This window comes from Pseudomonas sp. GW821-FHT09C08, from assembly GCF_059418125.1.
Genome location: NZ_JBWKPG010000005.1, coordinates 197,597 through 210,662 on the forward strand (window position 1 = coordinate 197,597; position 13,066 = coordinate 210,662).

At 62.6% G+C, this 13,066-nt stretch carries 12 protein-coding genes and 1 riboswitch; of the genes, 6 read left to right on the forward strand and 6 right to left on the reverse strand.

Annotation, left to right across the window (positions count from 1 at the left end):
• Positions 1 to 49 precede the first annotated feature (49 nt).
• Together AC07OJ_RS18955 and AC07OJ_RS18960 are read right to left on the reverse strand one after the other, a co-directional pair.
• Positions 50 to 499: a DUF1249 domain-containing protein gene (locus tag AC07OJ_RS18955; RefSeq protein WP_017526444.1), complete on the reverse strand. Its 450-nt coding sequence runs from the start codon at positions 497 to 499 to the stop codon at positions 50 to 52.
• The gene (locus AC07OJ_RS18960; protein ID WP_065900083.1) at positions 490 to 1,107 is read right to left on the reverse strand and encodes an NUDIX domain-containing protein; all 618 of its coding nucleotides are present in this window, start codon (positions 1,105 to 1,107) and stop codon (positions 490 to 492) included. Before AC07OJ_RS18960 ends, AC07OJ_RS18955 begins: the two co-directional genes overlap by 10 nt.
• A 193-nt stretch (positions 1,108 to 1,300) precedes the next feature.
• Between AC07OJ_RS18960 and AC07OJ_RS18965 the strand changes: the two genes are divergently transcribed.
• Positions 1,301 to 2,047: an RsiV family protein gene (locus AC07OJ_RS18965; RefSeq protein ID WP_201143421.1), complete on the forward strand. Its 747-nt coding sequence runs from the start codon at positions 1,301 to 1,303 to the stop codon at positions 2,045 to 2,047.
• Here the strand turns inward: AC07OJ_RS18965 and cytX are convergent.
• Both cytX and thiC read right to left on the reverse strand, forming a co-directional pair.
• A complete protein-coding gene (gene cytX / locus AC07OJ_RS18970) occupies positions 2,016 to 3,305 on the reverse strand; it encodes a putative hydroxymethylpyrimidine transporter CytX (RefSeq protein ID WP_065900080.1) in 1,290 nt (429 codons plus the stop codon). The genes AC07OJ_RS18965 and cytX overlap by 32 nt on opposite strands.
• A gap of 167 nt (positions 3,306 to 3,472) precedes the next feature.
• Positions 3,473 to 5,377, reverse strand: coding sequence for a phosphomethylpyrimidine synthase ThiC (gene thiC, locus AC07OJ_RS18975; RefSeq protein ID WP_065900079.1), 1,905 nt, complete (start codon positions 5,375 to 5,377; stop codon positions 3,473 to 3,475).
• A 148-nt stretch (positions 5,378 to 5,525) separates the two neighbouring features.
• Positions 5,526 to 5,631, reverse strand: a riboswitch (TPP riboswitch).
• 196 nt (positions 5,632 to 5,827) lie between these two features.
• Here thiC and AC07OJ_RS18980 point away from each other — a divergent pair.
• Positions 5,828 to 7,267, forward strand: coding sequence for a TolC family outer membrane protein (locus AC07OJ_RS18980; protein ID WP_065900078.1), 1,440 nt, complete (start codon positions 5,828 to 5,830; stop codon positions 7,265 to 7,267).
• Positions 7,268 to 7,326: 59 nt separating this feature from the next.
• Here the strand turns inward: AC07OJ_RS18980 and waaA are convergent, their stop codons facing one another.
• Positions 7,327 to 8,604: a lipid IV(A) 3-deoxy-D-manno-octulosonic acid transferase gene (waaA, locus tag AC07OJ_RS18985; protein ID WP_495094977.1), complete on the reverse strand. Its 1,278-nt coding sequence runs from the start codon at positions 8,602 to 8,604 to the stop codon at positions 7,327 to 7,329.
• A gap of 23 nt (positions 8,605 to 8,627) precedes the next feature.
• Complete coding sequence (locus AC07OJ_RS18990; RefSeq protein ID WP_065900076.1) at positions 8,628 to 9,518, reverse strand: LysR family transcriptional regulator; 891 nt, start codon at positions 9,516 to 9,518, stop codon at positions 8,628 to 8,630.
• 121 nt (positions 9,519 to 9,639) lie between these two features.
• On the opposite strand from AC07OJ_RS18990, the gene AC07OJ_RS18995 reads away from it, so the two are divergent.
• The 4 genes from AC07OJ_RS18995 (at position 9,640) to AC07OJ_RS19010 (ending at position 13,027) form a co-directional block, all read left to right on the forward strand.
• Positions 9,640 to 9,975, forward strand: a complete 336-nt coding sequence (locus AC07OJ_RS18995; RefSeq protein WP_065900074.1) for a DMT family transporter — start codon at positions 9,640 to 9,642, stop codon at positions 9,973 to 9,975.
• A gap of 66 nt (positions 9,976 to 10,041) precedes the next feature.
• Positions 10,042 to 11,217, forward strand: coding sequence for an NAD(P)/FAD-dependent oxidoreductase (locus AC07OJ_RS19000; RefSeq protein WP_495094978.1), 1,176 nt, complete (start codon positions 10,042 to 10,044; stop codon positions 11,215 to 11,217).
• Positions 11,214 to 12,026, forward strand: a complete 813-nt coding sequence (locus AC07OJ_RS19005; protein WP_065900070.1) for an aldo/keto reductase — start codon at positions 11,214 to 11,216, stop codon at positions 12,024 to 12,026. Before AC07OJ_RS19000 ends, AC07OJ_RS19005 begins: the two co-directional genes overlap by 4 nt.
• A 41-nt stretch (positions 12,027 to 12,067) precedes the next feature.
• Positions 12,068 to 13,027 (forward strand): metal ABC transporter ATPase, encoded by a 960-nt coding sequence (locus tag AC07OJ_RS19010; RefSeq protein WP_065900069.1) that lies wholly within the window; start codon positions 12,068 to 12,070, stop codon positions 13,025 to 13,027.
• The last annotated feature ends 39 nt before the right edge of the window (positions 13,028 to 13,066 follow it).

A 13,066-nucleotide genomic window follows, 5' to 3' on the forward strand; every position in this document is an offset into this window, starting at 1 on the left:
TGGGGCAGGACGCAAAGAGGAAACCTAAGGAAGCTGACGCAGTTCACATCTACCGCACAACTTCAAACTCATGGCCCAGGGCCAGGCAGTGGCTCAACCATTCGCCGAGGAACACATTCAGTTGTGCTTTCTCATCGGGCTGGTGCATGAACACGTTGGGGTAAGGATAGATGCTGCGAAAGCGTCGTGCATGTTCCGCGCTGATCACTTCGGCCATTCGCGCGTCGTGGTACACCTGCACTTCCAGCTGTGGCACCGGCAGCCAGGGCAGGCTGTGCTCCTGGCGCACCCGCAGGGTGGTGGTGTACGGACAGTTGACGATGACTTCCAGCGCCAGCACGCCGAGCATCTGGTCCCCATGGGTGACACCGATGCGCCGCGCCTCTGGCGTGTGGCGCATGTCGGGAAGCAGGCGCATCAGCCGCGCGTAATTAGCCTCGCAGGCGGCTTGCAACCCGATCAGGTCGACTCGATAGCGTTCACGTGCCTTTACTGCCATAACCCCCTCACTTCCGCGCGATTAAGCGCAAGCCACTGCAGGGCAATGATGCTGGCTGCATTGGAAATTCTGCCGTCGCGCACCGCCTGCAGGGCATCTTCGAAGGCCCAGGTGGTGACGCGGATGTCTTCAGCTTCTTCTTCCAATCCATGGACGCCACCTACACCGGCGCTGTTGCAGCGGCCCAGGTACAAGTGCACATATTCAGTACTGCCGCCGGGCGACGGGAAATATCGCGTGATCGGCCACAGCGCCGAGAATGTCAGCCCAGCTTCCTCCTCGCCCTCGCGGTGCGCAACCTCCTCGGGTTGCTCGTCCTTGTCGATCAGGCCGGCGACCATCTCGATCAGCCACGGGTTGTCGGTACGGCCCAGGGCGCCGACGCGAAACTGCTCGTTCAGCACCACTTCGTCGCGCTGTGGATCGTAGGGCAGCACACACACGGCGTCGTGGCGAACGAAGACTTCGCGGTTGATCACCCGGCTCATGCTGCCGTCGAACTTCTCGTGGCGCAGTTGCATGTGATCGAGCTTGTAGAAGCCCTTGTGGAGATTATCGTGCTGAACAATTTCGATTTTGCTCGGCTTCGATTTTGCAAAGTCCGTCATGTCCCATCCTCGTTAAGCCTGCGCATTTGGCGCCATCCTAACGCGCTCATGCCCGTTGGTGCAGCCCCTTTCCGGTTGCCGGGATAGACGGCGAGCGTCAAACACACTCTAATCAGCTTAGTGGCGAACTGACTGCCCCGCCGGTAGTCGAAGCTCCACAAATTTCGCTCTTATCGATAGACGAAGGACATCCATGTCGCTTTTAAAAATCGCCTCCGTGGCCTGCATCGCATTGACCCTTGGTGCCTGCCAAAGCCTGTTCCAACCCAGCTATCGTGCCCCCCTGGAAGCCACTCGCGACGCCACCGAGCAAAGCAAGCCAGGCTGCGCCAGCACCGACTGCCCGCTGGTGAACATCGACACCGTGCACTTTGCCAAGGAACCCAAGCTGGACGCGTTGATCGAACAACGCCTGCTGGAAATGACCCGCACCACCCCGAGCGACCCGCTGCCGACCAGCCTGGAAACGTATCGCGAGCAGTTCCTCAAGACCGCCGCGCCACGCAACAGCATGTACTTGCAGGCCAAGGTACGCGAACAGCATGACGGCTTGGTGATCATCGAACTGTCCAGCTATCTGGATCAGGGCGCGACTCACGGCGAGCCCGGCCGCGCGTTCATCAACTACTCGCGCCAGCAGCAAAAAGCGCTGTCGCTGACCGACATGCTGCTGCCCGGCAAGGAAGAGGCTTTCTGGAAAGCCGCCCAGGTCGCGCACAACAGCTGGCTGATCAGCACGCGCCTGAGCCTGGAGCCGGAGTATGTGAAAACCTACCCCTTCCAGAAAACCCCGAACGTGGCGCTGACCTACGGCGGCGTGATCCTCAAGTACCCGACCAACACCATTGCGCCGTATGCCCTGGGCCACGTCGAGTTACAGATTCCGTACTCGCGCCTGGACGGCATCATCAAGCCTGAGCTGGTGCCTGTGCGCCACTGAAGGCCCGGCCCAAAATAAACTGCAACAGCCCTGCCAGCACCAGTGCCGGCAGGGTCGCGCCGATGTCCGGGTAAAGGTTGGCCAGCACGTGGTAGGTCGCAATGCCGCCAAGCCAGGCCAACAACGCCGGCCAACGCAGGTTGGCCAGCGCACCCTGGCCACGACGGCGCAGGATGAAGTGATCCACCAGCACCACGCCGAACAGCGGCGCGAACACCGAGCCGATCAGCAACAGGAAGTTCTGGTACTGGGCCAACGGCGCAAAACAGGCGATCAGGGTGCAGATCACACCGATGGCCAGCGCCAGGTGCTCGACCTTCACACGCAGCAGCATCCCGCTGGACACCGCCGCCGAATGGATATCGGCGAAGGCGTTTTCCGACTCGTCCAACAGGATCAGCAGCAGCGGAATCCCCAGCCCAGCACCGGCCAATGCCAGCAACAGCGCATTCACTTCGCCGCTCGGCGCAAACGCCAGGGTGTAGGCCACGCCCAGGCTCATCAGCCAGAAATTGCCGATAAAGAAGCCCAGGGCCGTGCCGCCGAATACGCTTTTTGCACGCTTGCCGAATCGCGAGTAGTCGGCAATCAGCGGCAACCACGACAACGGCATGGCGATCGCAATATCAAAACCTACTGCAAACGGCATCGACCCGTCGCCAGCCTGGGCCCAGAGTGTGGCGAGGTCGGCCTTGGCGAACAGGTTCCAGGTCAGCCACAGGCAGGCGGCGAGCAGCAGCCAGATGCCCCACTTGCGCAGGATCTGCCGTACGAACGTCAGCGGCCCGCTGACCGCAAGCAAAGTCGCCAAACCACCGAAAAACAGCGTCCACAGCAACGGGCTGGCCAACAGGCTGCCGTCGCTGAACGCCCGCGCGCCCAACAGGCTGGCGGCATCGCGCATCACAATGATTTCGAACGAACCCCAGCCGATCAACTGCAGCAGGTTAAGCAGCGCCGGCAGGCTGGCGCCCTTGGCCCCCAGGCTGAGCTTGAGCGCAGCCATTGCCGACAGGCCGGTGTCGCTGCCGATCACGCCGACGGCGGCCAGCAACAGCACGCCGACCAGGGTACCGAGGAAAATCGCCAGCAACGAGCCGGACAAGCCCAGGCCGGGTGCGAGCAACGCGCCGGTCTGCAGGACCATCAGGCCGATGCCGAGAGAGAACCACAGGGAGAACAGGTCGCGGGCGCCGAAGACGCGTTTGTCAGCAGGCACTGCAATGTCGGGGGAGTAGGTGCTGGGTTGAATACTCAAGGGGGTTATCTCTGAGGAGTATTTGTTGTTTGGGGGGATCGCTATGGCGGGCAAGCCCGGCTCCCACAGGGGACCGGCTGTGGACACAAAAGCTGTGTACAACGCGATCAACTGTGGGAGCCGGGCTTGCCCGCGATGACGGCGGTGCAGGCACCGCCTGCCTCGGATCAGACCTTTTTGTAAAGCTGACTGCCTTCCTGCTTGAACCGCTCCGCCTGCTCGGCCAAGCCTTTGGCCACGTCCACATCCACCGCTTCGATGCGCTGGTTGGCCGCGTACTCACGCACTTCCTGGGTGATTTTCATCGAGCAGAACTTCGGCCCGCACATCGAGCAGAAATGCGCGACCTTGGCCGAGTCCTTCGGCAGGGTTTCATCGTGATAAGACCGCGCGGTGTCCGGGTCGAGGCCGAGGTTGAACTGGTCTTCCCAACGGAACTCGAAGCGCGCCTTGCTCAAGGCGTTGTCGCGGATCTGCGCGCCGGGATGGCCTTTCGCGAGGTCGGCCGCATGCGCAGCGATCTTGTAGGTGATGATCCCGGTTTTCACGTCATCCTTGTTCGGCAGGCCCAGGTGCTCCTTGGGCGTGACGTAGCAGAGCATGGCGCAGCCGAACCAGCCGATCATCGCCGCACCAATGCCCGAGGTGATGTGGTCATAGCCGGGCGCGATATCGGTGGTCAGCGGGCCGAGGGTGTAGAACGGCGCCTCGTCGCAGCACTCCAGCTGCTTGTCCATGTTCTCCTTGATCAGTTGCATCGGCACGTGGCCGGGGCCTTCGATCATGGTTTGCACGTCGTGTTTCCAGGCGGTCTTGGTCAGCTCGCCGAGGGTTTCCAGCTCGCCGAATTGCGCGGCGTCGTTGGCGTCGGCAATAGAACCGGGGCGCAGGCCATCGCCGAGGGAGAAGCTGACGTCATAGGCCTTCATGATTTCGCAGATTTCGTCGAAATGCGTGTAGGTGAAGTTCTCTTTGTGGTGCGCCAGGCACCACTTGGCCATGATCGAGCCGCCACGCGAGACAATCCCGGTGACGCGCTTGGCGGTCAGCGGCACATAACGCAGCAGTACGCCGGCGTGGATGGTGAAGTAGTCCACGCCCTGCTCGGCCTGTTCGATCAAGGTGTCGCGGAACAGCTCCCAGGTCAGGTCTTCGGCGGCGCCGCCGACTTTCTCCAGGGCCTGGTAGATCGGCACGGTACCGATCGGCACCGGCGAGTTGCGGATGATCCACTCGCGGGTTTCGTGGATGTGCTTGCCGGTGGACAAGTCCATCACCGTGTCCGAGCCCCAGCGAATGCCCCAGGTGAGTTTCGCCACTTCTTCTTCGATGGACGAACCCAGTGCGCTGTTGCCGATGTTGCCGTTGATCTTCACCAGGAAGTTACGGCCGATGATCATCGGTTCCAGTTCGGTGTGGTTGATGTTGGCCGGGATGATCGCGCGGCCACGGGCGATTTCTTCGCGGACAAATTCAGGGGTGATGATTTTCGGCACGCTGGCACCGAAGCTGTGGCCGGCGTGTTGCTGGTCGAGCAGGCCGCTGGCGCGGGCCTCTTCGAGCTTCATGTTTTCGCGGATGGCGACGTATTCCATCTCGGCGGTGATGATGCCTTTGCGCGCGTAGTGCATCTGGGTGACGTTGGCGCCGGCCTTGGCGCGGCGCGGGTTCTTCACGTGGGCAAAGCGCAGCGCGGTCAGTTCGGCATCGCTGAGGCGCTGCTGGCCGAAGTGCGAACTGAGACCGGACAGGCGCTCGGTGTCGCCACGCACTTCGATCCATGGCGAACGCACATCGCCGAGGCCTTTGCGCACGTCGATGATGACGTTGGGGTCGGTGTAGGGGCCGGACGTGTCGTACACCACCACGGGCGCGTTGATTTCACCGCCGAAATCGGTGGGGGTCACGTCCAGGCTGATTTCACGCATCGGCACACGAATGTCCGGGCGGGTGCCTTGCACGTAGATTTTCTTCGAGCGGGTAAACGGCTGCACGGAGCCGGAGTCGACCTTGGCCGATTCACTCAAGTGCACGGTATTTTTCAGTTTTGTACTTTTTATTTCTGTGCTCATCACGGGCTCTCCAACTATCCAGGTGGTGGATTTTTGTCGGAGCGAACCTGTGACGGATGGACGCACTGAAACCAGTGCTGTGCTTGGCGCACAAGAGCTGTTCGATTGTCGAACAACATCCCGGACGAAGCACAAGAGGACTCGCCGGGGGACGAGAAATCTTGTTCCCTACGCAGGCGTTAACCTGATCAGGTTCAACGGGATCCGGTATTTACCGATCTCAGCCTTCCAACAAGGCACCCCGACAAGAACGCGGCCAGTCTAGACCATGCCGTGGGCAAATTGCCAATAGCGGTGCATTCAGCGTGATGAATGGCGTGATTGCGGGATTGTTGCGCCGTGTCACCCCCACTACACTCGATTGCCGCCACAGTGCTTGACGCCAGGAATGGCCAGCCTTAGCCTTGGGCGCTAAATTATCATCGTAATATTTATTCTAGGGATCGCCTCATGCTGCGCAAACTCTCACTGGCTCTCGCCGTGTCTTGTGCGACCAACGGAATGGTCTGGGCAGCTGAAGCGCCCTTGTCCGCCAAAACCGATCTGGTCAGCGTCTACCAGGAAGCCGTGGATAACAACGCCGACCTGGCCGCCGCCCGCGCCCAATACGGCGCGCAAAAAGAAGTCGTGCCCCAGGCACGCGCAGGCTTGCTGCCGAACCTGTCGGGCGGTGCCGATATCAATAACGTGCGCACCCAGATCGACACGCCCGCCGCCACCGCCAACCGCGACGCGCACTCCTGGCGCGCGACCCTGAGCCAGCCGCTGTTCCGCGCCGACCGCTGGTTCCAACTGCAAGCGGCCGAGGCCACGAATGAACAGGCCGCCCTGCAACTGTCGGCCACCGAACAGAACCTGATCCTGCAAAGTGCCGAAAGTTATTTCGCGGTGCTGCGCGCCCAGGACAACCTGGCCTCGACCAAAGCCGAGGAAAACGCTTTCAAGCGCCAGCTGGATCAATCCAACGAACGCTTCGATGTCGGCCTCTCGGACAAGACCGACGTGCTGCAATCCCAGGCCAGCTACGACACTGCACGGGCCAACCGGATTGTCGCGCAGCGCCAGGTGGACGATGCATTCGAAGCACTGATCACCCTGACCAATCGCCAGTACAACTCGATCCAGGGCATTGTCCACACCTTGCCCGTGCTGCCGCCGCTGCCGAATGACGCCAAGTCGTGGGTGGAAACGGCCGGCCGCCAGAACCTGAACCTGCTGGCCAGCAACTACGCGGTCACCGCCGCCGAAGAAACCCTCAAGCAGCGCAAGGCCGGGCATGCGCCGACCCTGGATGCCGTGGCCCAGTACGAGAAAGGCGACAACGACGCCCTCGGTTTCAGCAACCCGAATGCCTTCGGCACGCCGTACCGTGGCGATGTGGAGCAGCGCACCATCGGCCTGCGCCTGAACATCCCGATCTACAGCGGCGGCCTGACCAGCTCGCAAGTGCGTGAGTCCTACTCGCGCCTGGGCCAGACCGAGCAGCAACGCGAAGGCCTGCGCCGCCAGGTGGTGGAAAACACGCGCAACCTGCACCGCGCGGTGAATACCGATGTGGAACAGGTGCAGGCGCGCCGCCAGTCGATCATCTCCAACCAGAGCGCGGTGGAAGCCACGGAAATCGGTTACCAGGTGGGCACCCGCAACATCGTCGATGTGCTGGATTCACAGCGCCAGCTGTATTCGTCGGTGCGCAACTACAACAACAGCCGCTACGACTACATCCTCGACAACCTGCGCCTGAAGCAGGCGGCGGGCACCTTGAACCCCGGGGATCTGCAGGACCTGGCGCGCTACCTCAAGGCTGACTACAACCCCGATCGCGACTTCCTGCCACCGGACCTGGCCAAGGCCGCCGCGGAACAGCTCAAGGCCCGCCCTGGCTATTAAGCACACCGCATAACCCATGCAGGCGCTGGCTTGGCTGCGCCTGCATTTGAGTTGTGTGGTCAGTGGTTCAGGAGTTTGCCCAAGCCATCCAGCAAGCGCTGCAGCGCGCCCTGGTTGGCCTGCATCACCTTGAGTCCCGCCTGCGCCATCTTGCGGGCATCCTGCGGCAGCTCGAAAAACTGGCGCACGGCTTCGGCCAGGCCTTCGGCGTCATCCACCTCTCGCAACGCCCCGGCTTCGCGCATCATTGCGGTGATTTCGAGGAAGTTGAACACATGTGGCCCCATGATCACCGGCTTGGCCAATGCCGCCGGCTCCAGCGGGTTGTGTCCACCGGTCGCGACCAGGCTGCCGCCGACAAAGGCGCTGTCGGCCAGGGCATAGAGGAACAACAACTCACCCATGGTATCGCCAAGCAATACCGAGGTTTGCGCGGTCACCGGCGCGCCGCTGGAACGGCGCACCGTGACGAAACCCTGCTGCTCACACAGCTCGAACATCGGTCCGAAGCGCTCCTGATGGCGTGGCACCAGGATCAACAGCGCATTCGGATAGCTGTCGAGCAACTGGCGATGGGCAGCCAGCACCACTTCATCTTCGCCTTCATGGGTGCTGGCCGCGATCCACACCGGACGCTCGCTGGCGCCCCATTGCTCGCGCAGCGCAGCAGCACGCAGCGGCAGCTGGGGGTCGATGGTCAGGTCGAACTTGATCGAGCCGGTGACTTCGACGGTGTCCGCCCGCGCGCCGAGGCTCAGGAAACGCTGGGCCTCGGTCTCGGTCTGCACCGCAAACAAGCTCATTTGCGACAGCATCGGCGCCGTCAGCTTGGCGAATTTTGCATAGCCCTTGGCCGAACGTGCCGACAACCGTGCATTGGCCAACGCCACCGGGATCCCGCGCTGGGCGCAGGCATGAATATGATTGGGCCACAGCTCGGTTTCCATGATCACCGCCAGCTTCGGCTGCACCCGGTCAAGGAAACGCTTGGCCGCGCACGGCAAGTCATAGGGCAGGTAGCAGTGCTGCACGCGCGGCTCATTGGCGAACAGCGCCTGGATACGCTCGGAACCGGTCGGCGTCATGCAGGTGACTGTGATCGGCAGGGTCGGATAACGCGCCAGCAGCCCGCGCACCATCGGCGCGGCGGCAATACTTTCGCCCACCGACACGGCATGCACCCAGATTCCGCCCGGCTGCAGCACCGGCAAGCCATAGGAAAACCGCTCGCCGATGCGCTTGGCATAGGCAGGCGCCTTGCGCGCACGCAGCCACAGACGTAAAGCCACCAATGGCAGCGCCAGGTAAAACAGACAGCTGTAGAGAGTTCTATTCATGGCGGCGGAGTTTATCGGCTTTTTCAGTCGATCGCCTGCAAGCGCTCGGCAAAACGTTCGGCAAGGAAGCGCGCGGCGGGCCCGAGGTGCTCATCGCGACGCCAGACCAGCTCCACCACCAGCGCCGGCGGCGTCCATTCGCTGTGCAGTTCCACCATCTGCTGCTGATAGGTCGGGTATTGCACGATATGTCGGGGCAGCCAGGCCCAGCCCAGGCCACTCATCAGCCACTCGGCCAATACGTAGAAGCTGTCGGCGCGCCACACCAGCGGGCTGGCGGCTTCGCTGCCGGGGTAGACGCTGGTCTGGGTCGACATCAGCAACTGACGAAACTGCGCCAGGCGCTGGCATGTCACATAGTTTTCCGCGGCCAGCGGGTGGTTCACGCCGCACACGGTGACCATTTCCACACTGCCGACCACGCGCCGCTCCAGCGCCTCGGGGATCTGGTCGTGATAGAACAACAGGCCCAGGTCGGCCTTGCGCTCCACCAACTTGCGCGCCACATCGCCCTGGGCGGCGCTGGACAATTGCACCTCCAGCAGCGGGTACTGCCCCGCCAGCGCCTCGAGGCTATCGAGTATCGGCTGAAACAACATGGCTTCGTCCTGGGCCAGGCGCAGGCAGGCTTCTTCGCCACGGGTCAACGACAGCGCACGGCCGTTGAGCCGCTCACACTGGCGCAAGACTTCACGCGCTTCCTCCAGCAACACACTGCCCGCCTCGGTCAGGCGTGGCTGACGGCCACTGCTACGCTCAAACAGGCTCAGGCCCAGGTCCGCCTCCAGCAAGGCAATCGCATTGCTCACCGCCGATTGCGCCTTGCGCTGGTCGCGCGCCACGGCCGAAAACGAACGCTGTTCGGCGACACTGACAAACAGGCGCATCTGCTCCAGATTCCACTGCACGCTCATGGCTCAACCCATCTTTATTTCGGATAGGTAATGACTTTACCCCATCTGCCAGGCGTCTAGAATGCCAGCACTGTAGAAGCCGGACTTCTACACATCAGAACTCATCTCCGAGGAATACCCCATGAATGCCGCCTACCTCTACCTGGCTATTGCCATCTGCTCGGAAGTGATCGCGACCGTCTCCATGAAAGCCGTCAAGGGTTGGAGCACCCCCCTGCCGCTGGCACTGGTGATCGTCGGCTACGGCATCGCATTCTGGATGCTGACCCTGGTGGTGCGCACCGTACCGGTAGGCGTGGCGTATGCGGTGTGGGCCGGCATGGGCATCGTGATGGTCAGTGTCGCGGCGCTGTTTATCTACGGGCAGAAGCTCGACGTTCCAGCCATGCTGGGGATGGGCCTGATTGTGCTGGGCGTGGTGGTGATTCAGCTGTTCTCGAAAACCGCCGGGCACTGACACCCATCATCGCCGCATTTCGATCCCTGTATACTGCGCCTCTTGTCTTGAACACTGAGGTCGCCCATGCCATCCGTTATTTCCACCGACGTGCTGATTGTCGGCGCCGGAGTTGCCGGCCTCTGGCTGAATGCGCGCCTGCGCCGCCAGGGGTTTTCCACGGTGCTGGTGGAAAGCGCCACCTTGGGTGGCGGACAAAGCGTGAAGTCCCAGGGAATCATCCACGGCGGGGCTAAATACGCCCTGCACGGCGCCCTCACCGGCGCATCCGAAGCGATTGCCGATATGCCGCGCCGCTGGCGCGAGGCCTTGGCCGGCAGCGGTGAGCTGGACCTGTCCGGCGTGCGCCTGCTGTCCGAAGCGCATTATCTGTGGTCCCCCGGCACGATCGCCGGCAACCTCACCAGCTTCTTCGCCAGCAAGGCCGTGCGCGGCCGTGTCGACCAGGTCAAGGGTGATGAGCTGCCGCCGGCCCTGCAGGACCGCCGCTTCAAGGGCAAGGTCTATCGCCTGGCCGAGCTGGTCATCGACGTCCCGAGCCTGATCGAACGCCTGGCGCAACTGGCCGGTGACGGCTTGCTCGCCGGGCAACACATCGAGCCATTGCTGGAAGGCGACACCCTGGTGGGCCTGAAGGTCGATGGCCGCGAGATCCGCGCCCAGCGCATCGTGCTGAGCGCAGGCAAAGGCACCGCCGACCTGCTGGCCGCCCTGGGCCTGAGCCAACCGGCCATGCAAACACGTCCGCTGCACATGATCATCGCCAAAGGCCCCGGCTTGAAGCCGCTGTATGCCCACTGCCTGGGCGGCGGCACCAAGCCGCGCATCACTGTCACCACTCACCCCGCTGTCGACGGCAACTGGGTGTGGTACATGGGCGGCGATATTGCCGAAGCCGATGGAGTGGCGCGCACACCTGAAGAGCAGATCGCCACTGCGCAAAAAGAACTCGCGCAATTGCTGCCATGGATCGACATGCACCAGACCCGCTGGGCGACCCTGCGTGTCGACCGTGCCGAGCCGCTGCAATCAGGCCTCACACGCCCCGACAATGCCTTCGTCGCCGAACAGGGCCGCCTGCTGGTGGGCTGGCCGACCAAGCTGGCGCTGGCGCCGGACTTCGCCGATCGGGTGATCAACAGCCTCGAACGCGACGGCATCCACCCAAGCGCCTCCGAACCCCTGCCTGAGCTGCCTAAACCCGCCATCGGCGTACCCGCCTGGGAGCAACTGTTGCCATGAGCCTGCCGACCCTGCACGACCTGCATCGCCCTCTGGGCAGCACCGGCCTGTTGGTTTCGCCACTGGGCCTGGGCACCGTCAAGCTCGGCCGCGATCAAGGGGTGAAGTACCCCAGCGGGTTCACGATTCCCGATGATGACGCAGCGCGGATGCTGCTGCGCCAGGCCCGCCAGCTGGGCATCAACCTCATCGATACCGCGCCGGCCTACGGACGCAGCGAAGAACGCCTGGGTCCGCTGCTGCGCGGCCAGCGCAAGGACTGGGTGATCGTCAGCAAGGTCGGTGAAGAGTTTGCCGAGGGCGTGTCCCATCACGACTTCAGCGCCGCCCATACCCGGATGTCGATCGAGCGCAGCTTGAAAAGACTTGAAACGGATTTTATCGACCTGGTGCTGGTGCATTCCGACGGCAATGACCTGCATATCCTCAATGACTGCGAGGTCTACCAGACCCTGGCGGCGTTGAAAAAAGAAGGCAAGATCCGCGGTTTCGGGTTCTCCGGCAAAACCGTCGAAGGCGGCGTAAAGGCTCTGGAACAAGGTGACTGCGCGATGGTCACCTACAATCTGAACGAACAGGCCGAGAAAGCCGTCATTGATTATGCGGCGGCCCATGGCAAAGGCATCCTGGTGAAAAAAGCCCTGGCCAGCGGCCACGTGTGCCTGGAACCTGGAGTGGATCCAATTCGGGCGAGTTTCACGTTGTTGTTTGCGCAAACGGGCGTCGCCAGTGCTATTGTCGGGACCATCAATCCGCTGCACCTGGCCCATAACGTGGCGACCGCTGCCCAAGTCATTCGTCAACTCTGATGCCGCCGACGCGGCCGACCCCGTCGCAAGAAGGAGCCGACATGCCGCGAACGCTCATAAGAAAAAACCCCAGCAACTTCAAAACACTGCCGCTGCACGTCGAAGCCACACCCGAAGGCCTGAGCTACCAGAGCGTGGGCATGCCGCTCAACTTTGCCCAGACCCTGCAACGCCGCAAGCCGGTAGACGTTCCGGACGCCGAGCGTTTCGCCCTTGAGCTGGCCAACCTCGGCGTGTCGGTGCGCCTGACCCTGCACTGGCAAAACAAGGATTACTGGGTGCTGGTGCGCCAGCGCCGCCAGGACCGGGGCGACGTAGTGCTCAAGCTGATCTCCGGCTATGTCCCCGCCCATGAACTGAACCTGCCGCTGCACACCGCCATCCAGGAAATTGCCGAAGAGTGCCTGCTGGAAACGCCCGAAGGCTGGCTCAGCGGGCGCTTCAACGACACCTGGCTGCCGGCGCCCTATTCTGCCGCGCTGCATTATCGCGAGGCGCTGCCGTTTCGCTTGAGCCCCCTGTCCGGCGCCGCGCGCCCGGTGCGGTGCGCGACAACCCAACTGATCGAGCGCCCACGGGCCTATGTGCACTTGCCGACCGCGTCGCTGCAGTTGATTTACGACTTGCGCCTGGAAGTGCCCAAAGAGGCCAAGTCCCTGAGCCTGTTCCATGTGGATGAGCGCCTCGAAGGCGACCAACTGGTGGCACGCCTGGACCGCCAGCGCCCGGATTTGTACCTGATGCCTTTAAAGGACGGCCAGCCGCTCGCCGAGCTGTACACCGTCAAGAAAGATCAGCTGTATCCCGCCAGCACCCGTGGTTTGTACCTGGCCGAAAGCTTCGCCCAGCAGGAAGGCTGGCTGGTGCGCGAGGAACGGATTCGCTGGAAGGATTGGCTCAGGCAGCAGGGCCTGGCGGAGCCGGAGAAGGAGTCGAAATTGAAGCGCCTGGCACGGCGCGTGCTGCGCAAGATCGTGCCAAAGAAAAAAGCCAAGGGCTAACGCAAACCCAATGTAGGCGCCGGCTTGCCTGCGATGGCA